The following is a 25,994-nucleotide window of genomic DNA, read 5'->3' as shown; positions in this document are numbered from 1 at the left end:
GCTAGGCCCACTCACCTCCGGACCACGTCATGCCGGACCAGGTCATGCCCGACCACGTCATGCCGCTCCAGGTCATGCCCGACCACGTCATGCCGCTCCAGGTCATGCCCGACCACGTCATGCCGGACCAGGTCATGCCCGACCACGTCATGCCGGACCAGGTCATGCCCGACCACGTCATGCCGGACCAGGTCATGCCCGACCACGTCATGCCGTTCCAGTTGGCCTGGTTGCGCATGCCGGCCGCCCAGGTGCGGGCGTCGAAGGAACGACCGCGGACGTCGACCTCACCGCGGACGGTGCGGCCACCGACGGTGACGTGCACCGAACCACGCGAGGCCTCCAGAGAACCCACACCGGTCGAGACCTTGTGGCTCTGCTTCACCTTGTCCGCGGCCGGGGTCGGCGCGTCCTTGGCGCTGGTGAGGTTGAGCAGCCCCGAGCCCTGACCGCTGGCTTCGGCGTTGGGCAGCAGCGACGCCGACTGCATGAGCAGCGCCTTCACCTGGTCGGGGGTGAGCGACGGACGCTGCGAGATGAGCAGCGCCGCAGCACCCGAGACCACCGCGGCGGCCTGCGAGGTGCCGCTACCACGGAAGAACCGCTCCCCGACGCGAGCCGCCGGGTACGTGGTGTCCAGGTTCGACCCCGCGCTGCGCAGGCTGACCACGCCGGCGCCGGGCGCCAGGAGGTCAGGGTTGCGCGTGCCGTCACCGTCGTTCGAGAACGGCGAGACGACGTCGTCCTCGGTGGTGGCGGTGCCGTTGGTCGTGGCACTGCCGACGGCGAGCAGGTACGGGTCGTAGGCCGGGTTGTTGACCTTGCCCGTGCCGAAGCCCTCGTTGCCGACGGCGACGACGACGACGATGCCCTTGTGCCAGGCCTGCTCGGCGGCGTACGCCAGCGGGTCGAGCAGGTAGTCCTGGACACCGTCGGTGCCGAACGACATGTTCATCACGCGGATGTTCATGCCGTTCTTGTTGCGGTTGTGGACGACCCAGTCGATGGCCGCGATGGCCTGCGAGACGTCGGTCTGGCCCTTGCTGTCAGCGACCTTGATGCTGACGATCCGGGCGTCCGGCGCCATGCCGACGAAGTCCGACGAGTTCCCGCTCAGCGTCGAGGCGGAGGAGTCCCGGCCGGCGATGATGCCGGCCATGTGGGTCCCGTGCCCGTAGGTGTCCTTGTTCTTCGCGGGGGAGTTCGACTCGAGCGTCAGGTCCGGGCCGTAGACGACCTTGCCCCGCGTCTGGAAGCCGTCGACCGGGACGATGCCCGAGTCGATGACCGCCACGTCGACACCACGGCCGGTGTACCCGGCGTCCCACATGTCGGACGCGCCGGTGACCTCATTGGCGATCGTGTAGAGCGAGCCGGCCTGGGCCGCCTGCTCCTCGACGTCGACGCTGGAGAGCTCCAGGCCGGCGTCCTCGGTGACGGACTCGACACCCGGCACCGCGCGCAGCGCGTCGAGCCGGTCGACCGGCACCTCCGCGGTGAACGCGTTGATGATGTCGAGCGCGCGCCCGACCTCGCCGCCGTAGCCCTCGATGGCGCGTTCCGGCGCGTTGCCGGCGCCGTCGAGCTCGCGGACGATCACCGACACCAGGTCGGCCGACGACGGCTGCGCCGTCGTCGCGGCGCTGGCCGGGCCGGCGACGCCGGCGGCCACGAGCGTGGCCACACCGACGGTCATGGCCCGCTTCGCGAACATGGGGAGACCGCCCCAGGTCACGCCGTAGCTCGGCGCGACCAGGGTGGGACCCCTCTGGTTGCTGCTCATTCCGTGCACCTCCTTGTGAAACCTGAGATCCGCACTTCCGTGTACGTGATGGGTTCGGTACGGAGTGTGAGGTGCTTGACGAGTGAGGTACATAGCCGTGAGTCACGTCCCCCCTACTGAGTGAGAGGGCGTTCACAACGCTTCGTCAGTCGAATACTGCGCTCCGTCACGATCGTGATGACTGATCGTTACTGGCCGGTAGCGGTCCGAACGGGTTCGGCGCGTCGGCGGGACGCTGCCGGGGCCGCTGCGGCGGCCCTCCTAGCGTCGGTCGGCATGGACCGCCGCCGGTTCCTCCTCGCCCTGGCCGCCGGGCTCGCGGGCGCCGCGATCGGGCACGGCGCGGCCGACCTCGCCGACACCGACGTCACCGCCACGGACCTCGAAACTCCCGGCACGGCCCCGCGGCTCGCGCCGGTGGGGGAGGCACGCCCGGCCTCCCGCGTGCGCCCAGGACCCGCGCCCCTGCCGCCCCCCGTCGGCGTGGTGAGCGGCCTGCCCGGGGAGGGCACGTCCCTGGCCCTGACCATCGACGACGGCACGAACACCGACGTGGTGGCGGCGTTCACCGCCTTCGCCGCGGACACCGGCGTCCGGCTGACCTTCTTCCCGAACGGGCGGTACCGCTCGTGGGAGGACAACGCACGGGCCCTCCGGCCGCTGGTCGACTCCGGCCAGGTGGCGCTGGGCAACCACACCTGGTCCCATCCCGACCTGACCACGCTCGCCGACGCCGAGGTCGCCGAGCAGATCCGCCGCAACCGCGACTTCCTCGCCCGGACCTTCGGGGTGCGGGACAGCCCGTTCTTCCGCCCGCCCTACGGCGCGCGCGACGAGCGCACCGACCGCATCGCCGCCGATCTCGGCCACCCCACGATCGCCCTGTGGGACGGCACGCTCGGCGATTCCCGCGTGCTCACGCCGGCCGAGCTCATGGCGTCGGCCCGCGACTGGTTCACCGCGCAGCGGATCGTGGTCGGCCACGCGAACCACCGGACCGTCACCGGCCTGTACGGCGATCTGGTGGGTCTGCTCGCCGAGCGCAACCTCCAGACCGTGACGCTGGCCGACGTCTGGGCCACCCCGGCGTCCCGGTTGCGCGGCGCCCGCGCGACCGGGACGGGCGCCGCCTCCTGATCCGGGCTGCGCCGGTGGACGATCTCCGCAAGGCTGTCGGCAAGGCCCCGAGGGGGCGGTGCCGAGGGCGACGGAGGCCGGGATGAGCACCCCGCACACCCGCGAGGACAGGGCATGAGCATGATCGGTCGCGACGGAACGGACCCCGACACCCCGCTGTTCGACGACGGGGACAGCGCGATGGCGTCGGGCAGCGACGCCGGCGAGCCCGGGGGGCACCTGGGCCCCGGCGACCTCGCTCCCGACGAGGAGCGCCTGCTGGCCGCGCTCGAGCGCGACGCGCGCAGTTCCCGCGAGCCGTCGATCGAGGAGACGCTGGCCATGGTCCGCGCGGCGGAGGACGAAGGCCCCCTGCCGGGGACGGGAGGCGTTCCCGACGACGGCCTGACGCCGACCTTCACCGCCCCGGAGTTCGAAGAGGAGTAATCAGCCCGGCACGGACGGCAGCGGGGTGCGGCACCAGGCGGCGAGGACGGCGAACGTCTCGCGTGCGGCCGCCACCACGGCCGCCGGGTCCGCGCCCGCGGCAACCTTGGCGCGGGTGGCGCCGCGGAAGGCGTGCCACATCGCGCCGGTCTGCGCGCCGTAGGGGGAGAAGGCGCGCAGCCGGACATCGGCCAGCTGGGGGAGCGACGCCAGGTGCCGGTCGATGAACGTGCCGCCGAGCGTGGAGCCCTCGAGCACGTACATGCGCCCCAGTGCCGCCTCGGTCGCGCCCACGGCCGGCAGGCGGGGGAGGTCGTCGCTGCCCGGCGCGCCGAGGGCGTGCAGGTCGTCCGCGAACAGGTCCGCGCGACGGCGGCGGGACCAGGTCAGCTCCCGGGCGTCGGCGGGGTGGCGCTCGGCCCAGGCATCGAGGCCTGCCTCGGCGGCGGTCCAGAACCCGTGCAACCGGTCCAGGACGTGCGCGAGCCTGGCCCGCTCGAGCCCGGGATCCATCAGATCGAGCGTGCGCTCGACGTCCTCGTGCTCGTCCGCCGTCCCCGTGCGCAGCATCCGGAGGACGTCGTCACCGGTCCCCTCGGACGGCGAACCTCCTGCCGCAGCCATTCCGCCGAGGGTAGGTCAGCTCTCCGCAGGGAGTCGGGCCGCCTTCAGCGAGGCGTGCAGGAGCAGCCGCGCCTCGCCGTCGGCGAGGTCGAGGCCGGTGAGCTCGGTGATCCGGCTCAGCCGGTAGTACAGCGTCTGCCGGTGCACCCGCAGCTGCTCCGCGGCCCGCGAGGCGCTGCCCGCGCAGTCGAGGAACACCTCAGCGGTATCGCGGAGCGCCGGGTCGGCCAGCAGGGGGGCGACAACCGGATCGGGACCCTCCAGGCGACTCACCAGGCGCCAGGCGCCGAGCTCGGCCCAGTGCGCCACCGGCGAGAAGCGCGGCACGGCGGTCGCGACCCGGGCGGCCGTGCGGGCCTCGGTCCACTGCTGCGCGAGCTCGCCGGTGCCGCGCCGTACCCGGGAGATCCCGGCGGCGCTGCCCGCGGGGAGTGCGGCCAGGGTCGCGGCCGCCACGGCCCCGGCGGGCCGGAGGTCGGCCGGCCCGGGGAGGGGCAGCAGGACGGCGACCGCGCCGTCGACGACGGTGGCGATGGCCCCGGCGGCGGGCAGCTGCCAGTCCACCGGCAGGCCGGACCCGCCGGGGGTGAGCGCGAGGAGCACCTGGGCGGTGTCCGCGCCGAGGGCCGCGGCCAGCGCGCGCTCCGCCGTCGTCCGGGCCGACGGGGATCCGGTCAGTGCCGCGGCCAGCGGCCGACCGAGGTCGGGTTCGGCCGCGGCCTGCTCGGCCAGCAGGCGGCCCGCCTCGGCGGCGAGCTCCGTCGCCGCGGCCAGGTCGGCGTCCGACGTGTCGGTGGGATCGATCCGGCCGCCGTCGAGCAGCCAGAGGTAGCCGTGGGTCCGGCCCCCGTGGCGCACCGGCAGCATCAGCCGGGTGAGGATCCCGGCCTCGGGGTCGGCCGGCGTCCGGAGCGGCCCTTCGGCGGAGGCGATGCCGAACTCCTCGAACCAGCGGCGGGTCGACGCCGGGGAACCGCGCGTGAGGATCGAGCGCGCCCGCACCGTGTCCATCGCCCCGGCTGCGCTGTCGTCGTGGGCGCAGAACGCCAGCAGCGTGAACTCGGCGTCCTCGAGCGTGGCCGGTGCGGAGAGCAGGCGGGACACGTCGTCGACGAGCTCCTGCAGGTCGTTGCGCACCGCCGTCCCTCCCGTCCGCGTGTTTGTACAGGTGTATGAGAGCACGGACCGAGGTTCTGACATCTGTCCCTGGCCCGGAGGGGGGAGGCTGCCTACCGTCCGGGGTGTGCTCCAGAAGGCTCTCCTCGCCGCGTCCCGCCGGCCCGGCCTGCGCCGCGCGGTCGTCGGCAACCCGGCCACCCGCCGCGTCGTCGACCGCTTCGTCGCCGGCGAGACGCGCGACGACGCGCTCGCCGCCGTCCGGGCCCTGCACGCCGACGGCGTCCAGGTGACCCTGGACCACCTCGGGGAGGACATCACCGACCGCAGCGAGGCCGTGCGCAGCCGCGATGCCTACCTGACCCTGCTCGACGGGCTCGCCCCGCTGGGTCTCGGCCCGGCGGCGGAGGTCTCGGTCAAGCTGTCGGCGTTCGGCCAGGCGCTTCACGGCGGTCACGACGTCGCCCTGGAGCTGGTCCGGCCGGTGGTCGAGGCGGCGACGGCGATCGGCACCACGGTCACCCTCGACATGGAGGACCACCGCACCGTCGAGTCGACGCTCGCGGCTCTCGCCGAGCTCCGCAAGGAGCACCCCGGCACCGGCGCGGTCCTCCAGGCGATGCTCTTCCGCACCGAGGACGACGCCAAGGCGCTGGCCGTGAGCGGGTCGCGGGTGCGGCTCGTCAAGGGCGCCTACGACGAGCCGGCCGACGTGGCCTTCCAGAGGAGCAAGGACGTCGACGCCGCCTACCTGCGGTGCCTGGAGATCCTCATGGCCGGCCCCGGGTACCCGATGGTCGGCTCGCACGACCCGGTGATCGTGCAGCGGGCGCACGAGCTGGCCGCCCAGAACTCGCGGCCGGCCGACTCGTGGGAGGTGCAGATGCTCTACGGCATCCGCCCCGACGAGCAGCGCCGGCTCGCGGCCGCGGGCACCCGGGTGCGCGCCTACGTGCCCTACGGGGTCGACTGGTACGCCTACTTCATGCGCCGGCTGGCCGAGCGACCGGCCAACGTGCGCTTCTTCCTCCGCTCGCTCGTCACGAAGTCCTGAGAGAGGTCTTTCCATGGACGGCATCACCCGGGTCCCGGCCCCGCGCAACGAGCCGGTGCTCACCTACGCGCCGGGCTCGGCCGAGCGGACCGCGCTCCAGACGCGGCTGGCCGAGCTCGCCAAGGAGCAGGTCGAGCTGACCAGCACCATCGGCGGGCGGCAGCGGATGGCGCGCGGCGCCCGGTTCGACGTCGTCCAGCCGCACCGGCACGCCGCGGTGCTCGGCACGTCGGCGCACGCCACCCACGCCGACGCCCAGGACGCCGTGCGCTCGGCCACCGAGGCGGCGCCGGCCTGGCGGGACCTGTCCTTCGACGACCGCGCCGCGGTGTTCCTCAAGGCCGCGGACCTGCTCGCCGGGCCGTGGCGGCAGACGCTCAACGCCGCGACGATGCTGGGCCAGAGCAAGACCGCGACCCAGGCCGAGATCGACAGCGCCTGCGAGCTGATCGACTTCTGGCGCTACAACGTCCACTTCGCGCGGCAGATCCTCGAGGAACAGCCGGTCTCCAGCCCGGGCATCTGGAACCGCATCGACCACCGGCCGCTCGAGGGCTTCGTCTACGCGATCACCCCCTTCAACTTCACCGCGATCGCCGGCAACCTGCCCACCGCGCCGGCGCTGATGGGCAACACCGTCGTCTGGAAGCCGGCGCCGACCCAGCAGTTCGCCGCCCACTTCCTGATGCGGCTGCTCGAGGAGGCTGGCCTGCCGCCGGGCGTCATCAACCTGGTGACCGGCCACGGCATCGACGTCTCCGACGTGCTGCTGGCCTCGCCCGACCTGGCCGGGATCCACTTCACCGGGTCCACCGCCGTCTTCCAGGACCTGTGGCGGACGGTGGGCGAGAACATCGGCCGCTACCGCGGCTACCCGCGGATCGTCGGCGAGACCGGCGGCAAGGACTTCGTCGTCGCGCACGCCTCCGCCGACGTCGACGTGCTGCGCACGGCGCTGGTCCGCGGCGCGTTCGAGTTCCAGGGGCAGAAGTGCTCGGCGGCGTCGCGGGCCTACGTGCCGCGCAGCGTCTGGTCGCGGCTGAAGGACGACCTGGTCGCCACCACGGAGTCGCTGTCGATGGGTGACGTCACCGACCTGTCGAACTTCATGGGCGCCGTCATCGACCGGAAGTCGTTCTCGAAGCTGTCGGGCGTGCTCGACCGCGCGCAGGACGACGACGCGCTCACCGTGATCGCCGGGGGCACCGCCGACGACTCCGAGGGCTTCTTCGTCCGGCCGACGATCATCGAGGGCACCGACCCGGCGCACGACGTCTTCACCACCGAGTACTTCGGCCCGGTGCTCGCGGTCCACGTCTACGACGACGCGGACTACGAGGCGGTGCTCGCCCAGATGGAGTCGGTGGCGCCGTACGCGCTGACCGGCTCGGTGATCGCGCAGGACCGCGCCGCCATCGCCCATGCGCAGCAGTTCCTGCGCTTCGCAGCGGGCAACTTCTACGTCAACGACAAGCCGACCGGCGCCGTCGTCGGGCAGCAGCCCTTCGGCGGGGCCCGGGCCTCGGGCACCAACGACAAGGCCGGCGCCGCGCAGAACCTGATGCGCTGGACGAGCACCCGGGTGATCAAGGAGACGTTCGTCCCGCCGACCGACCACCGCTACCCCCACCAGGCATAAGCCTTCGGCGAGATCTGCACACTGGCCCACTTCAGCCGCCTGAAGGGGGCCAGTGTGCAGATCTGGTCAGGGGGCGGGCCAGTGGACCTGGCCGTCGGTGCCGAGCACCGCGCCCTCCGACGGGCGGTGCTCGGTCAGCCTGCCGCCGGGCATGAGGTGGTGCACCGGCACGCCCCGGCCGAGGACGGCGACGTCCGCGATCAACCGGCGGTGGCAGCGCCACCACACGCTCTCGCTGCACATCACCGCGACCGTCGCGGCGTCCGCCTCGACGAGGACCTCGTCGAACGCCGCGCGGAACTCGGGCGTCCGGGTGTGCGCGGCGTAGGCGGCGAACTGGGCGACGGTCCACCAGGCGTCCTCGACGGGTTCGCCGGGCGGTAGCCGGCGGCGCCCGCCGAGCCGTTCCTCCCAGCGGTAGCCGATGCCGGCGGCGGGAAGCCACTCCTCCAGGGTTTCCCGGCGGAGATCGGGGTGCGCGCGGCTGCCCGGGAACCGCCGCACGTCGACCACGACGTCGACGGCGGCACCGCCCAGCAGGGCGGCGAGCGCGGCGCGGTCCTGAGGTCCGTGACCCACCGTGATCAGTGCCATCCCGCCTGCATACCCTGCCGACGACGGTCCTCCTGCATGCTGGACGGTCGGACCGGACGAGGGGGAGCGGCGTGGCAGGGGGAACGGTGGAGGTGCGGGTCTCCTTGTGGCGCTCGCGGGGGATGCAGGCGCTGATCGGGGTCACGGTCCTCGGCTTCGCCAGCTACTGCCTGACGCTCGCGTCGCTGCCGGCCTACGCGGTCGCGGGGGGAGCGGGGGAGAGCACGGCGGGCGTCGTGACCGCGGTCTTCCTCGTCGTCACCATCGCCGTGCAGGCGACGGTCCCGGCGCTCACCGCGCGGTTCGGACTCGGACCGGTGCTGGCCGGCGGGCTGGTCGCGATGGGCGCGCCGTCGCCGTTCTACGTCCTCGACGACGGCGTCGGCTGGATCGCGGCGCTGTCCGCGGTGCGCGGCGCGGGCTTCGCCGTCCTCACGGTGCTCGGCGCGATGCTGGCCGCGCAGGTGGCGCCCCCCGGACGGCGCGGGGAGTCGATCGGGCTCTACGGCCTGGCGATCGCGGTGCCCAACCTGATCGCCGTCCCCGCGGGGGTGGCCCTCGTGCTCGACGGCCACGTCGGGTGGCTGGCCTGGCTGTCGGCGTCGCCGCTGCTGGGTCTCCTGCTGGTGCCGATGCTGGTCCGCTCGCTCGGCCCGCAGGAGCCGGCCGGTCCGGCCGGGACGGGCCGGGCGGCCGCGCGCGCCGCCGTCGTCCCCTCCCTCGTGCTCTTCGTCGTCACCATGGCCGGCGGCGGGGTGGTCACCTTCCTGCCCATCGAACGGCCCGACGGCGCCCTGGCGACGACGGCGCTGCTGCTGTTCGGCATCACCGGGGCGGTCACCCGCTGGCGGTCGGGGCTGATGGCCGACCGGCTCGGGGGCAGCCGGGTGCTGCTGCCGCTGGCCCTGGGCGTCTCGGCGGTCGGCCTCGTGGTCACCGCGCTGGGCCTCGTGGCCGGGTCGGCCTGGATCCTGGCCGGGGCGGCGGTGTTCGGCGCCGGGTTCGGCGCGGCGCAGAACCTCACCCTGCTCGCGGCGTTCGCCCGCGCCGGGGCCGGCGGGACGACGGCGGCGAGCGCGATGTGGAACGCCTCGTTCGACGCCGGCACGGCGACCGGTGCGCTGGGGCTCGGCCTGGCCGCCGCCGGGATCGGGCTGCCCTGGACCTACGTGCTCGTCGCCGCGGTGCTGGTCGCGTCCGTCCCGCTGGCCTCCGCGGCGGCCCGGAGCGCGGTCCACTCCTGATCGGCGGCGTGCACGCGGTCGGCGACGACCTGCTGCGAGCGCAGGAGCCGGATCTCCTCACCCGCCCGGCGCAGCCAGCTCCGCAGGCCGTCCGGGTCGCTGCGGTTCGCGTCGCGCAGCTCGCCCAGCCGGACCTGCCGGGTGTTGGCCTGCGCGCGCTGCGCCGGCGGGAGGGTGCGGGACTCGGCGCGGGCGATCGCGGTGAGTCCCGCCCCGAGGAACACCAGGTCGCGCACCTCGGTCAGGCCGGCGAGGAGCGTGTCGGCGGCGGCTGCGTCGCCGTCCAGGAGGGCGAGGAAGTGCTCGGCGCGGCGGCGACCGAGTGCCGCCGGATCGGGAGAGGTCACGCTCCTACTCTCCCTGGCGGGCGGGCCGGTCCCCCGAGGGCCCCCGGGGAACCGGCCCCGACCGGTCAGGCGTCGCGGCGGCGGAAGGCGATCCAGGCGACCACGAGCACCGCGGCGACCTCGGCGGTGAACACCGCGAACCCGGGCCAGGGCTCGAGCACCTGGGGGTTGAACGACACCACCGCGGTGACGGGGGAGCCGGCGTTGCCCGGCATGAGCTTGCCGATCCACTCGCCCCACGCGCCGGGGAGCAGGAACACCATCGTGCCGACGACGAAGACGAGCGCGAGCACGATCGACAGCGCGGCGGCGGTGTGCCGGACGAGCAGCCCGACGGCGGCGGCGAGCAGCCCCAGGCCGGCCATGTAGAGCCCGCTGCCGAACAGGGCGCGCAGCACCCCGTCGGCGTCGAGCGGGATCCCGATGCCGTGGGCGTCGAGGAAGGCGTTGCCGGCGAAGTAGCCGGCGAACGCGGTCGCGGTGCCGGCCACGAAGAGGGTGGTGGTGAGCACCAGCGCCTTGGCCGCCAGCACGGCACCGCGCCGCGGGGTGGCCGCGAGGGTCGCGCGGATCATGCCCGTGCCGTACTCGCTGGTCACGACCAGCGTGCCCAGCACGATGGCGGTGATCTGGGCGAACATCATCCCCCAGGTGAGGAAGGCGGCCGGGGACTCGTCGGCCTCCCCGCTGGCCAGCCATTCGGCGCTGGTGCCCGTGACCAGGGCGGTCAGCCCAGCCCCCAGCACGACCATCGCGACGACGGACCAGATGGTCGAGCGGACCGACCAGAACTTGATCCACTCCGCGCGCACGGTGTTCGAGAAGCCCGGCTGCGTGACGCCGGGGACGTTCCGGTTCGGGTCGAGGGCGACGGTGGTGCCGGTCATCGGGCGGTCCCTGCGGTCGTGGTGGTCGTTGCTGAGTACTCGACGCTGTCGGCGGTCAAGGTCATGAAGGCGTCCTCGAGCGAGGACCGCACGAGGGTGAGCTCGTGCAGGAACAGGCCGCTCTTGCCGACCAGTTCGCCGATCGCCGCGGCGTCCAGGCCCTGCACGCGCAGCTCGTCGTCCTCGTGCCGGGTGACGTCGAGGCCCTGCCGGAGCAGCAGGTCGGCGACGTCGCCGGGTTGCGGGCTGCGCACGCGCACGTAGGAGGCGGCGTGCTCGGCGATGAAGTCCGACGTCGAGCAGTCGGCGAGGATCCGGCCGCGCCCGATGACGAGCAGGTGGTCGGCGGTCAGGGCCATCTCGGACATGAGGTGGCTGGAGATGAAGACGGTGCGCCCGCCGGCGGCCAGCTCGCGGGCCAGGTTCCGCACCCAGCGGATGCCCTCGGGGTCCAGCCCGTTGACCGGCTCGTCGAGCACGACCACCGGCGGGTCGCCCAGCAGCGCGACTGCGATCCCGAGCCGCTGGCCCATGCCGAGGGAGAACTTGCCGACCCGCTGGCCGGCGACGCCCTCCAGCCCGACGAGGTCGAGCACGTGGTCGACCCGCCGGGCTGGGATGCCGTTGCTGACCGCGAGCCAGCGCAGGTGGTCGCGGGCGGAGCGCCCCGGGTGCAGCGCCCGCGCTTCGAGGAGCGCGCCGACCTCGCGCAGCGGGGCCGCCGAGTCCTGGTAGCGGTGGCCGTTGACGGTGACGCTGCCGGCGGTGGGGCGGTCGAGGCCCAGGACCATGCGCATGGTCGTGGACTTGCCGGCGCCGTTCGGGCCGAGGAAGCCGGTCACCCGGCCGGGCTCGACGGTGAAGTCGATGCCGTCGACGGCCTTCTTCGGCCCGTAGGTCTTGGTGAGTCCGCGGGCGGCGATCATGCGAGAGCCCTGAGGACGTGCGGGGAGGTCATGCCGACGAGCCTGTCGGCCGGGCGGTCCCGGAACCATCGGGGAGCGCCCTGATCCGACCCTGAGAAGTCCTGGTGGTTCGCTCGGGGTCAGGCCGGAGCCGGCACCGCACGGACGCGGTCGTGCCGGCGGAGGACGGCCTTGCGGATCTCGCCGACCCACAGCACCGAGCTGGCCATGGCCACGCAGACCAGCCACTGGCCGGCCGACAGCGGCGCCGTGCCGAACGCGCGGCCGAGGAACGGCACGTGGACGACGGCGACCTGGAGTGCCGCCGACACCCCGACGGCGCCCCACAGCCACGGGTTGGCCAGCAGCCGGTGGACGGCGGTGCCGGTCTCCGAGCGGGCGTTGAAGGCGTTGAAGAGCTGGGCGAGGACGAGCACCGTGAACCCGGCAGTGCGCGCGTTGTCGAGGTCCTCCGCCCCGTCGAGCAGGCCGCCGGGCAGGTAGAGGTCGATGGTGGCCAGCGTGGCGAGGGCCATGACCAGGCCGATCAGCAGGACGCCCCGCCACATCCGCGCGTCGATCACGCGGTCGGAGAGCGCGCGCGGTGGCCGGTTCATCACGTCCTCGGTCTCCGTGTCGACCCCCATCGCGAGCGCCGGGGCGCTGTCGGTGAGCAGGTTGATCCACAGGATCTGCGTCGCGAGCAGGGGCAGCACGATGGCGCCGTCGCCCGACGACAGCCCGAGGACGCCGGCCAGGATCACGCCCAGGAAGACGGTGAGGACCTCGCCCATGTTCGACGACAGCAGGTAGCGCAGGAATTTCCTGATGTTGTCGAAGATGTCGCGCCCCTCGCGGACCGCCCGCACGATCGTGGCGAAGTCGTCGTCGGCGAGGACCATCTTCGCCGCTTCCTTCGTCACCTCGGTGCCGGTGCGGCCCATCGCGATGCCGATGTCGGCCGACTTGAGGGCCGGCGCGTCGTTGACGCCGTCGCCGGTCATCGCGACCACCTGGCCGTCGGCCTGCAGCGCGTCGACGATGCGCAGCTTGTGCTCGGGGGTGACCCGGGCGTAGACCGACCGCCGCCGGACGGTCGCACGGAAGCCGTCCTCGTCGAGCGCGTCGAGCTCGGTCCCCGACACCGCGGCCGCCGCGGGCGCTCCCGCCCCGTCGAGGATGCCGAGGTCGCGCGCGATCCGCGCCGCGGTGCGCGGGTGGTCGCCGGTGATCATCATGACGCGGACGCCGGCCCGGCGGGCCTCGGCGATGGCGACCGCGGCCTCCGGTCGGGGCGGGTCGAGGATGCCGACCATCCCGCAGTAGACGAGGTCCTGCTCGAGCGACTCGTCGAGCTCCGGGGCGGTGGTGGTCTCCAGGGCCCGGTACGCGACGGCGAGCGTGCGGAACGCCTGGTCGGAGAGCCGCTCGACGTCGTCGACGATCCGCCGGCGCCGGTCGTCGTCCAGCGGCAGGACCTCGGCGCCGACCAGATGGAAGGCGCAGCGGCGGAGCAGCACGTCGGGGGCGCCCTTGGTGACGACGGCGAGCTTCCCGGCCCGGTCGAGGTCGGCCTCGAGGCTGGTCATGAGCTTGCGCTCGGAGGTGAAGGGGATCTCGCCGACGCGGTCGAACCGGTCGAGGCGCCGCTGGTGGATGGCCAGCTTGCGCTCGGCGACCAGGAATGCGGCCTCGGTGGGGTCGCCCTGGATCGTCCACTCGCCGTCGACCTCGGTCAGGGTGGCGTCGTTGGCCAGGCTGCCCCCGCCGAGCACCGCCGCCGTCTCGCGCCACAACGCGCTGCCCGGTTCGAGCAGGGCCCCGTCGTGCTCGACCCGGCCGTCGGGGCGGTAGCCGGCGCCGCTCACCGTGACCTCCCCGGAGGCGGTGACCACGCGACCGATCGTCATCTCGCCCCGGGTGAGGGTGCCGGTCTTGTCGGAGCAGATCACCGACGCCGAGCCCAGCGTCTCGACCGACGAGAGCTTCTTGACGATCGCGTTGTGCCGGGCCATGCGCTGGACGCCCAGGGCGAGGACGACGGACAGGACGGTGGGCAGGCCCTCGGGGACGGCGGCCACGGCCAGCGAGACTCCGAGCAGCAGCGCCGTCACGACGTCGTCCAGGGTGTCGACGCCGAAGGAGAGGAACACCGTCGCCATGACGACGACGGCGATCAGGACCACCGCGATCCCGAGCTTTCGGCCGACCAGGGCGATCTCCCGCTGGAGCGGGGTCGGGTCCTCCTGCGTGGCGTGCAGCAGGCCGGCGATCCGCCCCATCTGCGTGCCCATGCCGGTGGTGGTGACCACTGCCCGGCCCACGCCGCGGCTGACCGCCGTGCCGTTGAAGACCATGTTGAGCCGGTCGCCGAGGGGCGCCGGGGCGGGCAGGGGGCGGGCGTCCTTCAGCACCGGCTCGCTCTCGCCGGTGAGGGAGGCCTCGGACACCTCGAGCGTGGCGGCCGACAGCAGCCGCGCGTCGGCGGCGACGGTGTCGCCCTCGGCGAGGAGCAGCAGGTCGCCGGGCACGAGGTCCCGGGTGGGCACCCGCTGCGTCGCGCCGTCGCGGATCACGGTCGCCGTCGTCGCGCTCATCCGCTGCAGCGCCTCCACCGCGTGCTCAGCCCTGGCCTGCTGCACGTATCCGAGAACGGCGTTGAGGACGACGATCACCGCGATCACCATGGCGTCGAAGGGCACCCCGGCGGCACCCTCGACGGCCCAGGCGGCGAGCGAGACGACGATCGCCGCGAACAGCAGGTAGCTCAACGGGTCGCGGAACTGCTCGACGATCCGGCGCCAGGTGGGCTCGGGTTCGGCCCCGGCGATCTCGTTGGGCCCGGTCGCCTCCAGCCGGCGGGCCACCTCGCCGGCCGTCAGGCCACGGGCGGGGTCACCCCGCACGAGGTCGACGACGGCGCCGGCGTCCATCAGGGACGGGTCGGCGGGGGCCATCGGCGAGCTCCTGGTCCGGACGGGACGGCCAGGCTATCCAGGGGCCGGGTCAGGCCGCGGCGCTGCGCGCGCCGGCGGCGGGGTGCAGCAGCCGACGCAGCTGCCGGGCCGCTGCCTGCCCGGCGCGGTTGGCGCCGATCGTGCTCGCCGAGGGGCCGTACCCGACCAGGTGCAGCCGGGGCTCACCGGCGACGTGGGTGCCGTCCATGCGGATGCCGCCCCCGGGCTGCCGCAGGTGCAGCGGCGCGAGGTGGCCGACGGCGGCGCGGAAGCCGGTGGCCCACAGGATGACGTCGGCGCGGACGGAACTCCCGTCGGCCCACGCCACGCCGTCCTCGGTGATCCGGTCGAACATCGGCAGCCGCTCGAGGACGCCGCGCCGCAGGCCGTCGGCGATGTAGGGCGTCGAGACGAGCAGCCCCGTCACCCCGACGACGCTGCCGGGTCGCCGGCCCTCGCGGACGGCCTCCTCGACCATCGCGACCGCCCGGCGCCCGGCGTCCTCGTCGAACGGGCCCTCCCGCCACACCGGCGGCCGGCGGGTCACCCAGGTCGTCGAGGTGACCTGCGAGATCTCACCGAGCAGCTGGGTGGCCGAGGCGCCGCCGCCGACGACCACGACGTGCCGGCCGGCGAACTCGCCGGCGTCGCGGTAGTCGACGGTGTGCAGCTGGCGGCCGCGGAACAGCTCCTGGCCGGGATAGCGCGGCACGAAGGGGCGGGTCCACGTGCCCGTGGCGTTGACGACGGCGTCGGCGAGCCAGTCGCCCGAGTCGGTGCGGACCAGGAAGCGGTCGTCGCCGGTACGGGAGACGGCGCTCACCCGGACCGGGCGGTGGACCGGCAGGTCGAAGGCCCGCTCGTAGTCGGCGAAGTAGGCCGGCACCACCTCGCGGACGCGCAGGCCGTCGTCCGCCGGTGCGAGGGGGAGGCCGGGCAGGTCGTGGACGCGGTGGGTGGTGCCGACCGTGAGGGAGGGCCAGCGGTGCTGCCACGCGCCGCCCGGCCGTGGCTCCGCGTCGAGCACGACGAAGCCGGTCCCGGGGGCGAAGCCCTGCCTCGCCAGCGCCCAGGCCGTGCTCAGCCCGGCCTGACCGGCGCCGATGACGACGACCTCGGTCTCGCGTCCGGCGGTGTCGTGCGGTGCGCTCACGACCGGGCAACACCGGGTTCCGGGCGCTTCTTCCGGTCAGACGGAGCGCTGCCGGGGCCGGTTGCCGGCCGGTCCGATCGCCTCGGCCAGGAGGCCGGTGTGGTTGATGTGCGCCGACAGCAGGGCGTGCACCACGCGGGCGGCCGCGGCCGCCCCGCACGGGTCGGTGGCGGCCGCCAGCTCCCCGACGGCAGCGGTGAGGGCGCGGGCCTCGGCGCGCATCGCCGTGGCCAGCAGACGGGCCTCAGGGCAGCTGCCGGCCCGGACGAGCCACCGCTCGTCGGCCTCCAGGTGCGGCACCAGCTCCGACGCGCAGAACGCCGCGAGCGCGGCATGGGCCTCCCGGAAGTCGGCGTCGCCGTCGGCCGCGAGCATCCGGCTGCCCGCCGTCATCAGCCCCAGGCGGAGCTGCTCGTGGGCCCGCCGGGGCACCTCGATCCCGCAGGTCACGGCCGCGCCCCCGTCTCCTGCGCTGCCGTGACCGGCTCCGGCGTCCCCGTCGGGACGGCCATGGCCCGGGCCCCGGCCGGTCGGGGGGCGCCCGCGCCGGGAAGGAGCCGGTCCAGCCACCGAGGCAGGTACCAGGCGCGACGCCCGGCGAGTGCCATCAGGGCCGGCACGAGCACCAACCGCACGAGGGTCGCGTCGATGGCGATCGCCACGGCCAGGCCGAACCCGAACAGGTTGACCACGCGCTCGTCGTTGAGCAGGAAGCTGGAGAAGACGACGACCATGACCGCAGCGGCGGCGGTGATGACCCGGGCGGTGGCCGCGACCCCGTCCGCGACGGCCGCCCCCGCGTCGCCGGTGCGCAGGTACTCCTCACGGACCCGGCTGAGCAGGAACACCTCGTAGTCCATGGACAGGCCGAAGAGGACGGCGAAGAGCATCATCGGGGCGAAGGACTCGATCGGCCCCGGTTCGGCGCCGAACACGTCGGCCAGCCATCCCCACTGGAAGACCGCGACCACTGCACCGTAGGCGGCCCCGACCGACAGCAGATTCATCAGCGCGGCCTTGATCGGCACGAAGACCGAGCGGAACTCCACGAGCAGGAGCAGGAAGCTCAGGCCGACGACGAAAGCCATGAACCAGCCCATGCGTTCGCCGAGCCGGTCGGCGAGGTCGATCGACGTCGCGGTCGGCCCGCCGACGTGCACCTCACCCGACTCCTGCCCCGACCGGTCGCCGGCCGCGTCGGCCCGGAGCCGGTGGACGAGATCCTCGGTCAGCTCGTCGTCGGGGGAGGCCGCGGGGACGACCGTGAGGACGGCGGTGTCGCCGGCATCGTTCATCGCGGGCGGAGGCACCGCGGCGACCCCGGGGGTGGCGGCCAGCTCGTCGCGCAGTGCCGTGGCCTCCTGCAGGGCGGAAGCTCCCGCCTCGCCGTACTCGGCGGTGACCACGAGCGGTCCGGTCCAGCCGGGGCCGAAGTGCTCGTCGATCAGGTCGAAGGCCTGGCGCTCAGTACTGCCCGTGGGAGCCGAGCCGTCGTCGGCCGTGCCGAGTCGCAGGTCGAGCAGGGGGACCGCCAGCGCGACGAGCAGGGCGACCGAGGCGAGGAGGTAGGGGAGGGGACGTCGTTGGACGTGGCGGGTCCAGCGGTGCCAGCCGCTGGTGCGATGGCCGCCGTCCCGCCGGGGGCGGCGCACCCGGAAGCGGTCCAGCCGGTCGCCGAAGACGGCGAGCAGCGCGGGAAGCAGGGTGACCGCGGCCAGGAGGGTCGCGCTGACCGTGATCGCGCTGGCCAGGCCCAGGGTGGCCACGAACGGGATGCCGATGAGGTACAGCGACAGGATGGCGATGACGACGGTCGTGCCGGCCACCAGCACCGAACGGCCGGCGATGGCCAGCGCGATCGGGATGGAGTCCGTCGCCCGGTGTCCGGCAGCCAGACCCTCGCGGTGCCGGGTCACGACCAGCAGGGCGTAGTCGATCCCGACACCGAGCCCGATCATCGCCGCGACGACCGGCCCGGCCGTGCCGACGGAGATCGACCCGGCGAGCAGGTGGATCGCCCCGAGCCCGAGCCCGAGCGCCAGCACCGCGGTGAGCAGCGGCACCAGCATGGCGAAGACCGAGCCGAAGGCGACGAGGAGGACGAGCACCGCGGCGGCCAGCCCGATCGCCTCGCTGCCGGACGGACCGGACTCACCGCTGAGCGCGGGACCGCCGAACTCGACCTGCACGCCGGAGCCCTCGACGGCGGCGAAGGCGGACTGGGCTTCCTGGATCTGGCTCTGGTCGAGATCCGCGGCCCGCTCGGTGAACCGCACGGTCGCCACGGCCGTCGTCCCGTCGTCGGACACCATCGTGGGTCCCGGTCCGAAGGGTGACTGGGCCGAGGCGACGCCGCTCTGGTCGCGGACGGTCTCGAGCGCGGAGTCGACCGCTTGCCGGACCGCCGGGCTGTCCACGCCGCCGTCGTCGTGGAGCACGACCTGCATGCCGTCGCCGGACACCTCCGGGAACTTCTCCGCCAGGGCGTCGTAGGCGGCCTGGGAGTCGGCGCCCTGGACCGAGAGGTCGTTGGTGAACGAACCGCCGTAGGTCTGACCCGCCAGGGTGGCGCCCACGACGAGCAGCAGCCACGTCGCGATGACGAGCCACCGGTGACGGACCGAGAAGGTGGCCAACAGGCGCAGCATCACGCCTCGCAGGCGATCGGCGAGGGGTTCATCGGGCTCACTCCCACGTAGTAACTGAGACAACGATGTCTCAGATTAGCACTCGTGGGGTCGTTCGGCGCGGTACGTTCACCGGTATGGGGAGCGCCGACGCCGACCCGCTGCGCGCCGATGCGCTGCGCAACCGGGGTGCGATCCTGGAAGCGGCCGTCGACGTGCTCGCCGTCGAGCCCTCGGCCTCGCTGGCCGAGGTCGCGACCAGGGCGGGGGTAGGCCGCGCGACCCTGTACCGGCACTTCGAGAGCAGGGAGTCGCTGCGCTCGGCCATCCGCGAGGAGGCGCTGGCGCGGGCGGCCGCCGCGCTCGCCGGCGCGGGGCTGGAGGGATGCGGAGCGCGGGAAGGCATCTCGCGCGCGGCAGCGGTGCTCGTTCCCCTGGGCATGAGGTTCCGGATCCTGCTGGCCGAGGGGGCGGACAACGACCCGGCCTTCGTATCGGCCCGGAACGAGGTGCTGCAGCCCCTCGTCCACCTGGTCGGTCGGGGCATTGCCGAGGGGGAATTCGAGCCGACGGTCGACCCCGGCTGGGTCGCCGTCGTGCTGGCCGGTCTCCTGATGAGCGCTGTGCGTGCGGCCGCCGCGGGAGTGGTGACCGTCCAGGAGGCCACGGACCTGGTGCCCGCGACGCTGTTCGACGGCCTGGGCGCGCGGCGTGGGCGCGCGCGTTCGTGATCACTCCGCCCTGAGGGCCCCGTTCCTCGCCGGATAGGGGCCCTCGACGGTCAGCTGGTGGAGCGGGGGCGGGAGACCGCGCCGTGCAGGCGGCCGACCAGCTGCTCGGCGGCGCTGGGCTGCTCGCCCGGTGCGAGCGGGGCCGACGGCATGAGCACCCACAGCAGCAGGTACACGACGATGCCGGCACCGCCGGCGAGGGTCAGCGCCACGAATCCGACCCGCCAGAGCAGCGAGTCGATGCCGCTGTAGTCGGCGAGGCCGCCGCAGACGCCGCCGGCCATGCGGTCGGTGCCGCTGCGCAGCAGGGGTGGCCGGGCGGACGGGCTGCGGGGCTGGTCGAGGGGCGGGCCGGGGATCGGTGCGGAGGTCATGGCAGCAAGCCTGCGCGGGGCGGGGGCCGGGAACCATCGGGGAACACCCGGATCCGTCCCTGGTCTTGCGACTCGGGGTGTCAGCGCCCGACCCGGCGCAGTTCGACGGCGAGCCAGGCGGTGAGGGCGACCGGCACGACCAGGAAGGCCGACATGGCGGGGACGGTGCCGAAGGTCGACCCGAGCGACGCCAGCAGCAGGGGAGTGCCGAATCCGGCGTAGGCGAACGCGTAGAAGGCGCTGTTCATCGCGCCGCGGGTGTGCGGCGGGGCCAGCCGGGCGGTCAGGGTGAGCCCGGCGGTCAGGCACAGCCCGCCACCGGCGCCCAGCAGCGCTGCCGAGGGCAGCAGCAGCGGCTCCGACGTCGCCACGATGGCCACCACGCCGAGGGCGTAGCCCGCGGCGCCGAGCGCCATCCCGAGCGGCGCGGCGCCACGATCGGACCGCCGCCCCAGCCGGGCGGCCACGGCGCTGGCCGCCAGCGACACCCCGCCGATCAGGCCGGCGTAGGCGACGCCGACACCGTCGGGCACGACGAGCAGCGGGAGCAGGGTCGCCGCCACCGCCGGGAACGCGAAGACGCCGACGGCGGTCGGGGCCAGCACGGCCCAGAAAGGTCGCCGTGCCTCCGGTGGAAGTCCGAGGTGCATCAGCCGGCCCGGCCGCCGCTCGTGCACGGTCTCGGGGACGGCGAGCAGCGCCCCGAGACCGACGACCAGGACGGCGACGTGCACGAGGTAGGGCAGCGTCGTCGGCGCGGGGCCGTACTGCGCGAGGACGCCGCTCATGGCCGGGGCGATCGCGAAGCCGAGCGAGGTCGACACCGCACCCCGGGTCGCCGCGGACCGCTGCCCGTCCGGTCCGGCCAGCTCCTGCAGCCAGGCGTTGGCGACCGAGAACACGACGCCGGAGACGACCCCCTGCAGCAGCCGGCCCGCGTAGAGCAGGGGGAGCGAGTTCACGGCCGGGATGAACAGCAGCGACACCAGACCGGCGAGGACGGCGAAGGGGAGGACGAGCGCCCGGCGGCCGAACCGGTCCGATGCCGCCCCGGACACCGTGAGGGCGGCGATCAGACCGATCGCGTAGCACCCGAAGATCGCCGTCAGGTCGGAATCGGACAGGCCCAGGGTGCGGCGGTAGATCAGCAGCAGAGGGGTCGGGATGTTCGTGCCCAGCGCCACGGTGAACAGGCCGAGGGTGAGGGCGTCGAGGTGGCGGCGGGCAGGGTTCCGTCGGACCCCCGCCTGCCGCACCCGGCGGACGCTACTCGCAGACCTGCGCGGAGTTCCTACGACTCGGGGACGATCTCCAGACTCGTCGCGACGCCGTTGTGCAGGCTGTTGTGCACCTTGCACGACTCGGCGGCCTCGGTGAGGATCTTCAGCTGCACGTCGTCGACCTTGCCCTTGAACGTCATCGTCATCCGGATCCGCGAGACCCGCTCCGGTGCCATCGTCACGACGGGCCGCAGCTGCACGCGCACGTCGGACACCTCGATGCCCTGCTTCTCGGCCTCGGTCAGCATCGTCCCGATCATGCAGGACCCCAGCGACGCGAGCAGCAGCTCCACCGAGCGGAAGGACTCGCCGGTGCCGGACTGACCATCCACGACCGCGACCGCGGTTCCGTTCGTCACCTCGAGTCGATGCCCCTGCACCTGCTGCACCTGAACCTGCATGGTCTCCCTCTTCCGGTAGGCGGCTGGGCGGGTCAGCGCTGGCCGGTGGTCCCGCTGAACGCGTCCTTGCGCGCGACGGCGGCACGCGCCATGTCGGGGGTGAGCTCCTTCGGGCCGCCGAGGGCCTGCGCCAGAACGGCGAGCTGGGCGTTCTCCTCGATGGCGATCGTCCGGCGTAGGGCCTCGTTGCTGCTGCCGCCCCACGCCAGGATCCCGTGGCTCTCCAGCAGCACGGCCGGCGTCGTGTCGCTGGTCCGGACGGCGTCCAGGATGAAGCCGACCGCGTCGTCCGACCCGCGGGGAGCCCACCGGGCCACCGGGATCGGATCGGTCACGCCCCAGCGCGCCAGGCTCTCCGCCACCAGTGGCAGGGGACGGCCGGCCACCGCGAACGTCGTCGCGTACGGCGAATGGGTGTGCACGATGCACGTGACGTCCGGGCGCTCCCGGTAGATCGCGGCGTGCATCAGCACGATCTCTCGCTCGGTCGGCGCCATGTGGCCGTCGAGGACCTGGCCGTCGAGGTCGACGGTTGCCAGGTCGTCCTCGCTCAGGCCCACGAGCGAACTGCCGGTCATGACCAGACGTTCGCCGTCGGGAAGTCGCACCGAGATGTTGCCGTGCAGGCTGCGGGAGAGCACCTCCCGCGACAGCAGCGTCTCGGCGATACCGACGACTTCCTGACTGGCTCCGCGGTCGACCATCTCAGCTCCTTGGACGGCCCGCTGGGTCCTGGAACAGGACCGAACGGGGTCACCGACAGGGAAACAAACGTTTGCGAAACAGGACCCTAGGGCTGATCAAGTGGTTGGTCAACGACACTAACTCGACCAAATCGATGCGGTGATTGTGCTGATCAACGAGCTTCGAGAATGACCGGACTTCCTTCTTGACCGTGATGCGCATCACCCCTAGCGTGCAGCAACCGATTGCACCGTGAGCGAGGAGCCGGCATCGCGATGAGTGACCAGCGGACGAGTGATCCCGAGTCGGCGACAGGTCGTCCCACGGCCGGCGGTGCCCCTCTCGTGAGCATCTCCGGCATGACCGTGGCGTACGAGACCGACGGTGGTGCCGGCCGTTTCGTGGCGCTCCGGGACGTCGATCTGGAGATCCGCGCCGGCGAGTTCATCGCCGTGGTCGGTCCGTCCGGTTGTGGCAAGACGACGTTGATCAGCACCATCGCGGGGATCGTCAAGCCCTGCCAGGGGGAGGTGCGCGTCGGCGGGAAGCCCGTCGTCGGGCCCGGGCCGGACCGGGCGATGGTCTTCCAGAACTACGCGCTGATGCCGTGGCGCACCGTCGTGGCCAACATCCGGTTCGGACTCGAGTTCCAGGGCAGGAAGCTGAGCAAGTCGGAGGCGGACGCCCGGATCGAGCGGTTCATCGACCTGGTCGGCCTGCGCGGGTTCGAGAAGCGCTACCCGTACCAACTGTCCGGCGGCATGCAGCAGCGTGTCGGGATCGCCCGCGCGCTCGTCGGCGAGCCCGCGATCCTGCTGGCCGACGAGCCCTTCGGCGCCGTGGACGCCATGACCCGCGAGGCGATGCAGGGCGAACTCGAGCGGATTCTCGCCGCCACTGGCCAGACCGTCGTCCTGATCACCCACTCCATCGACGAGGCGATCACCCTCGCCGACCGGGTGGTCGTCGTCTCCCATCGGCCGGGGACCGTCCTCGAGGTCGTCGACGTGCCGCTGCCACGGCCGCGGATGGACGACGCCGTGCGCGGCAGTGCGGAGTACGCCCGTCTGCGGGAGTACACCTGGAACCTGCTCAAGGGTGAGGCTCTCGGGGCGCACGAACAGTCCGGGCCGGCCGCATGAGTGCCCGGACGGCAGTGTCATCTGCCGCCACGGTGGCCCGGGGGAGAGCGACCGACGACCCGTCCACTCCTCCAGCGCCCGGCGGTCTACGGAGCCGGATGGCGGGAGCGTGGCGCCGCGCGCCGTGGTTGTTCAGCGTCGCGAACGTCGGGACCTTCCTGCTGCTGTGGCAGTGGCTCGCCTCGGCAGGAGTGCTCAGCGACCTGTTCTTCCCGGCGCCGACGGCCGTCTTCGCCGAACTCTGGGAGGGGTTCAGCACCGGTTTCCTCTGGGTGCACATCGGGTCGAGCTTCCAGAACTTCACCATCGGTCTGGGGTTGTCCTGTCTCATCGCCATCCCGCTCGGCCTGGTGATGGGGGCCAACCGGTACGTGGACGCGCTGGTCAGCCCCTACGTCTGGGCGCTCGCCTCGATGCCGAGCGTGGCACTCGTGCCGCTCCTGGTGCTGATGCTGGGTTTCACGGACGCGGCGAAGATCAGCCTGATCGTCCTCAGTGCGGTCTTCCCGATCATGATCAACTGCATGGCCGGCGTGAAGACGGTCGACAAGTCGCTGCTCACCGCCGGGCAGGTCTTCGGTGCGAAGAAGCGGCAGCTGTACAGCCGCGTCGTCCTCCCCAGCGCGGCGCCCTTCGTGATCAGCGGCGTCAACCAGGGGATGTCCCAGGCGCTCATCGGGCTGGTCGTCGCCGAGATGTTCGCGACCCGGCAGGGCCTGGGCTACCTCATGGTCCGTGCGCAGGAGTCCTTCAACGCCCCCCTGCTGTACGGCGTGCTGATCCTCCTCGTCGTGATCTCCCTGACGTTCGTGGAGATCATGCGCCGGCTCGAAGCGCGAGTCGCCCCCTGGCAGACCCTGGACGGCATCTGATGGAACTCTTCTGATGGGCGCCGTCGCACGGCTCCGGCGCCGGCTCGGTGAGCGGGTCTTCTGGACCCTGTTCACGGTCGTCAACCTGACGCTCTTCTTCGTGGGCTGGGAGCTGTTCGCCCGGTCGGGCGTGGTCAGCTCCCTCTTCCTCCCGGAACCCACCCGGATGTGGACGGCGCTGGTGGACGAGTTCTCCCGCGGCGACCTGTGGGGGCACCTGGGCTACAGCGCCCGCAACTTCGCGATCGGCGTCCTGCTCGCCATCGTGATCGGTGTTCCGTTGGGCCTCGCCGCGGGGAGCAACCGGCTCTTCTACCGCCTGCTGAGCCCCTACATCTGGGGTATGTCGTCCGTGCCGCGCATCGCCTGGCTGCCGTTGCTGATCCTGATCTTCGGCTTCTCCGAGATGTCGAAGCTGATCCTGATCTTCATCAGCGCGGTCTTCCCCATGATCATCAACGGTCTCGCCGGGGTGAAGACGGTGGACCGGACGCTGCTGACCGCAGGCAAGGTGTTCGGAGCCAAGTGGCGCCACCGCTACGTGATGATCGTGCTGCCGCACGCGCTGCCCTACATCGTCAGCGGCTTCAAGCAGGGCATGACCAGGGCCCTGGCCGCGGTCGTCGTCTCGGAGATGTTCGGCGGGTCCCAGGGCATCGGCTTCGTGATCGTCATGGCCGGCCAGCGCTTCAACGTGGCTCTGCTCTACGCCCTGCTCGTCTTCATCGTGCTCGCCGCGCTGGTCATCGTCGCCGTCGTCGACCGCCTCGAGCGACGGCTGGCGCCCTGGCGCACGCAGGTGGCCATCTAGCCCGTTCCCGAACGGCCCGATCGATCCACCAACCCGAGAAGGAGACCCGTGCACACCTCGCGCGCATTCCCGAGAACGTCCCGGCGTACCGAGCGCCACCGAAGCTCCCGGCTCCGGCTGGGAGTAGGCATCTCAGCGGTCTCGCTGGTCCTGGCCGCCTGCGGGTCGGGGGACGGTGACGAATCGGCGGGTGACGACGGTGGCGGCGAGGTCATGTCGACGCTCGCCGTGGGCGTGGACTCCGAGAACTTCATGACGAACATGCCGCTGTACGTCGGCCAGGAGAAGGGATTCTTCGCGGAGTTCGGCATCGAGAACGTGGAGGTCACCGTCACCGGTGACCAGTTCGTGTCCGCACTGATCAGCGATTCGGTCGACATCTCGCACGGGGCGACGCTGGACTGGTTCGCCGCCGGGGAGGCATCGGGGGAGGAGCTGAGGTTCATGGGCACGCTGCGCGACAACGAGCTGCTGCAGCTCGGGGTCCGGCCGGGCATCGAGTCGCCGGAGGATCTCCGGGGCGGTCAGGTGACGGCCGGACCGGCGGGGAGTGCCAACGAGGCCAACCTCCGCTTCGTGCTCGGCGAGATCGGCCTGTCCGAGGACGACGTCGAGATCGTGCCCACCAACCCGGGGTCGGACGCCTGGCTGGCGGCCGTCCTCGGCGAGCAACTGGACGGCGCGATGCTCTTCGCCCGCCACATCGCTCCGCTGGAGGACGCGGGCGGTTCGTTCCTCTACCAGGACCTGCGGGCGGCGCCCCAGGACGGCTTCGTCACGACGGAGGCGTTCCTGAGCGAGAACGAGGCGACGGCGCAGGCGTTCCTCGCCGGGCTCATCAAGACCAAGCAGTGGTACTCGGACCCGGCCAACAAGGACGAGGTCCTGCAGATCATGGCCGACAACGGCTTCGACACCACCGAGCTGGAGCGGTCCTACGAGCCGGAGCTGGGCCAGCAGAGCCCCGACGCCGGGTTCGAGCTCGAGGACATGGAGGCCATGGTCGAGCGCGCTGTGGAGGGCGAGCAGGTTCCCTCCGGCACCGACTGGACGAAGTACGTGGACCTCGACGTCCTCTGGGCCGCGCAGGAGGACGCCGGCGTGGACCGCCGGCCCGCCGAAGGACCGTGACCTAGGCCGGGGCGAGACGATGGGACGGGCCAGGTGGCCCGTCCCCATCGTCATGCGGTCACCCGCTGGACGCCG

At 72.9% G+C, this 25,994-nt stretch carries 25 protein-coding genes; 10 read left to right on the top strand and 15 right to left on the bottom strand.

The annotated features are described in order from the left end of the window. Position 1: 1 nt before the first annotated feature. Complete coding sequence (locus ABD644_RS09495; protein ID WP_344688582.1) at positions 2–1,783, bottom strand: S8 family serine peptidase; 1,782 nt, start codon at positions 1,781–1,783, stop codon at positions 2–4. Positions 1,784–2,059: 276 nt separating this feature from the next. Here ABD644_RS09495 and ABD644_RS09490 point away from each other — a divergent pair, with 276 nt between their 5' ends. Both ABD644_RS09490 and ABD644_RS09485 read left to right on the top strand, forming a co-directional pair. After that, positions 2,060–2,920 (top strand): polysaccharide deacetylase family protein, encoded by an 861-nt coding sequence (locus tag ABD644_RS09490; protein ID WP_344688580.1) that lies wholly within the window; start codon positions 2,060–2,062, stop codon positions 2,918–2,920. A gap of 114 nt (positions 2,921–3,034) precedes the next feature. Beyond that, positions 3,035–3,346 carry a hypothetical protein gene (locus ABD644_RS09485; RefSeq protein WP_344688578.1) on the top strand — a complete coding sequence of 104 codons (312 nt, stop codon included), beginning with the start codon at positions 3,035–3,037 and terminating at the stop codon, positions 3,344–3,346. Here ABD644_RS09485 and ABD644_RS09480 read toward each other — a convergent pair whose 3' ends face one another. Then, positions 3,347–3,970: a biliverdin-producing heme oxygenase gene (locus tag ABD644_RS09480; RefSeq protein ID WP_344688576.1), complete on the bottom strand. Its 624-nt coding sequence runs from the start codon at positions 3,968–3,970 to the stop codon at positions 3,347–3,349. Positions 3,971–3,985: 15 nt separating this feature from the next. Next, positions 3,986–5,107, bottom strand: a complete 1,122-nt coding sequence (locus tag ABD644_RS09475; protein ID WP_344688574.1) for a PucR family transcriptional regulator — start codon at positions 5,105–5,107, stop codon at positions 3,986–3,988. Between the two features lie 106 nt (positions 5,108–5,213). Here ABD644_RS09475 and ABD644_RS09470 point away from each other — a divergent pair, with 106 nt between their 5' ends. Then, on the top strand, positions 5,214–6,140 hold the full coding sequence (locus tag ABD644_RS09470) for a proline dehydrogenase family protein (protein WP_344688573.1): 927 nt from the start codon (positions 5,214–5,216) through the stop codon (positions 6,138–6,140). 13 nt (positions 6,141–6,153) lie between these two features. Beyond that, a complete protein-coding gene (gene pruA, locus ABD644_RS09465; protein ID WP_344688572.1) occupies positions 6,154–7,779 on the top strand; it encodes an L-glutamate gamma-semialdehyde dehydrogenase in 1,626 nt (541 codons plus the stop codon). Between the two features lie 66 nt (positions 7,780–7,845). Here the strand turns inward: pruA and ABD644_RS09460 are convergent, their stop codons facing one another. Beyond that, on the bottom strand, positions 7,846–8,373 hold the full coding sequence (locus ABD644_RS09460; protein ID WP_344688571.1) for a DUF488 domain-containing protein: 528 nt from the start codon (positions 8,371–8,373) through the stop codon (positions 7,846–7,848). 71 nt (positions 8,374–8,444) lie between these two features. Here ABD644_RS09460 and ABD644_RS09455 point away from each other — a divergent pair, with 71 nt between their 5' ends. Then, the gene (locus ABD644_RS09455; protein ID WP_344688570.1) at positions 8,445–9,617 is read left to right on the top strand and encodes an MFS transporter; all 1,173 of its coding nucleotides are present in this window, start codon (positions 8,445–8,447) and stop codon (positions 9,615–9,617) included. Here the strand turns inward: ABD644_RS09455 and ABD644_RS09450 are convergent. The 7 genes from ABD644_RS09450 to ABD644_RS09420 all read right to left on the bottom strand — a co-directional run bounded on the left by ABD644_RS09450 (position 9,539) and on the right by ABD644_RS09420 (position 18,514). After that, positions 9,539–9,964, bottom strand: coding sequence for a hypothetical protein (locus ABD644_RS09450; protein ID WP_344688569.1), 426 nt, complete (start codon positions 9,962–9,964; stop codon positions 9,539–9,541). The genes ABD644_RS09455 and ABD644_RS09450 overlap by 79 nt on opposite strands. Positions 9,965–10,029: 65 nt before the next feature. Continuing rightward, complete coding sequence (locus tag ABD644_RS09445; RefSeq protein WP_344688568.1) at positions 10,030–10,851, bottom strand: ABC transporter permease subunit; 822 nt, start codon at positions 10,849–10,851, stop codon at positions 10,030–10,032. After that, a complete protein-coding gene (locus ABD644_RS09440) occupies positions 10,848–11,777 on the bottom strand; it encodes an ABC transporter ATP-binding protein (RefSeq protein WP_344688567.1) in 930 nt (309 codons plus the stop codon). The genes ABD644_RS09445 and ABD644_RS09440 overlap by 4 nt, the downstream gene beginning before the upstream one ends. Before the next feature lie 119 nt (positions 11,778–11,896). Continuing rightward, positions 11,897–14,713: a cation-translocating P-type ATPase gene (locus tag ABD644_RS09435; RefSeq protein WP_344688566.1), complete on the bottom strand. Its 2,817-nt coding sequence runs from the start codon at positions 14,711–14,713 to the stop codon at positions 11,897–11,899. 49 nt (positions 14,714–14,762) lie between these two features. Then, positions 14,763–15,866 (bottom strand): FAD-dependent oxidoreductase, encoded by a 1,104-nt coding sequence (locus tag ABD644_RS09430; protein ID WP_344688565.1) that lies wholly within the window; start codon positions 15,864–15,866, stop codon positions 14,763–14,765. A 36-nt stretch (positions 15,867–15,902) separates the two neighbouring features. Next, positions 15,903–16,316, bottom strand: coding sequence for a hypothetical protein (locus tag ABD644_RS09425; protein ID WP_344688563.1), 414 nt, complete (start codon positions 16,314–16,316; stop codon positions 15,903–15,905). Next, entirely contained in the window at positions 16,313–18,514 is a 2,202-nt protein-coding gene (locus tag ABD644_RS09420) for an MMPL family transporter (protein WP_344688617.1), read from the bottom strand. The genes ABD644_RS09425 and ABD644_RS09420 overlap by 4 nt, the downstream gene beginning before the upstream one ends. Positions 18,515–18,630: 116 nt before the next feature. Between ABD644_RS09420 and ABD644_RS09415 the strand changes: the two genes are divergently transcribed. Further along, positions 18,631–19,224 (top strand): TetR/AcrR family transcriptional regulator, encoded by a 594-nt coding sequence (locus ABD644_RS09415; RefSeq protein WP_344688561.1) that lies wholly within the window; start codon positions 18,631–18,633, stop codon positions 19,222–19,224. Positions 19,225–19,274: 50 nt separating this feature from the next. Here the strand turns inward: ABD644_RS09415 and ABD644_RS09410 are convergent, their stop codons facing one another. From ABD644_RS09410 to ABD644_RS09395, 4 genes are all read right to left on the bottom strand, one after another. Further along, complete coding sequence (locus tag ABD644_RS09410; protein ID WP_344688559.1) at positions 19,275–19,598, bottom strand: PspC domain-containing protein; 324 nt, start codon at positions 19,596–19,598, stop codon at positions 19,275–19,277. An 80-nt stretch (positions 19,599–19,678) separates the two neighbouring features. Continuing rightward, on the bottom strand, positions 19,679–20,854 hold the full coding sequence (locus tag ABD644_RS09405) for an MFS transporter (protein ID WP_344688558.1): 1,176 nt from the start codon (positions 20,852–20,854) through the stop codon (positions 19,679–19,681). A 35-nt stretch (positions 20,855–20,889) separates the two neighbouring features. After that, positions 20,890–21,279, bottom strand: a complete 390-nt coding sequence (locus tag ABD644_RS09400; RefSeq protein ID WP_344688556.1) for an OsmC family protein — start codon at positions 21,277–21,279, stop codon at positions 20,890–20,892. 32 nt (positions 21,280–21,311) lie between these two features. Further along, complete coding sequence (locus ABD644_RS09395; RefSeq protein ID WP_344688554.1) at positions 21,312–21,983, bottom strand: class II aldolase/adducin family protein; 672 nt, start codon at positions 21,981–21,983, stop codon at positions 21,312–21,314. A gap of 339 nt (positions 21,984–22,322) precedes the next feature. On the opposite strand from ABD644_RS09395, the gene ABD644_RS09390 reads away from it, so the two are divergent. From ABD644_RS09390 to ABD644_RS09375, 4 genes are all read left to right on the top strand, one after another. Continuing rightward, the gene (locus ABD644_RS09390) at positions 22,323–23,105 is read left to right on the top strand and encodes an ABC transporter ATP-binding protein (protein ID WP_344688552.1); all 783 of its coding nucleotides are present in this window, start codon (positions 22,323–22,325) and stop codon (positions 23,103–23,105) included. A gap of 98 nt (positions 23,106–23,203) precedes the next feature. Beyond that, positions 23,204–23,977: an ABC transporter permease gene (locus ABD644_RS09385; protein WP_344688550.1), complete on the top strand. Its 774-nt coding sequence runs from the start codon at positions 23,204–23,206 to the stop codon at positions 23,975–23,977. Positions 23,978–23,990: 13 nt separating this feature from the next. Further along, positions 23,991–24,788 carry an ABC transporter permease gene (locus ABD644_RS09380; RefSeq protein WP_344688549.1) on the top strand — a complete coding sequence of 266 codons (798 nt, stop codon included), beginning with the start codon at positions 23,991–23,993 and terminating at the stop codon, positions 24,786–24,788. Positions 24,789–25,001: 213 nt separating this feature from the next. Then, positions 25,002–25,919, top strand: coding sequence for an ABC transporter substrate-binding protein (locus ABD644_RS09375; RefSeq protein WP_344688548.1), 918 nt, complete (start codon positions 25,002–25,004; stop codon positions 25,917–25,919). Positions 25,920–25,994 lie beyond the last annotated feature (75 nt).

This window comes from Blastococcus jejuensis (genome assembly GCF_039534705.1).
Lineage (GTDB): Bacteria > Actinomycetota > Actinomycetes > Mycobacteriales > Geodermatophilaceae > Blastococcus_B > Blastococcus_B jejuensis.
This window is presented reverse-complemented; position numbering and strand designations above follow the sequence as displayed.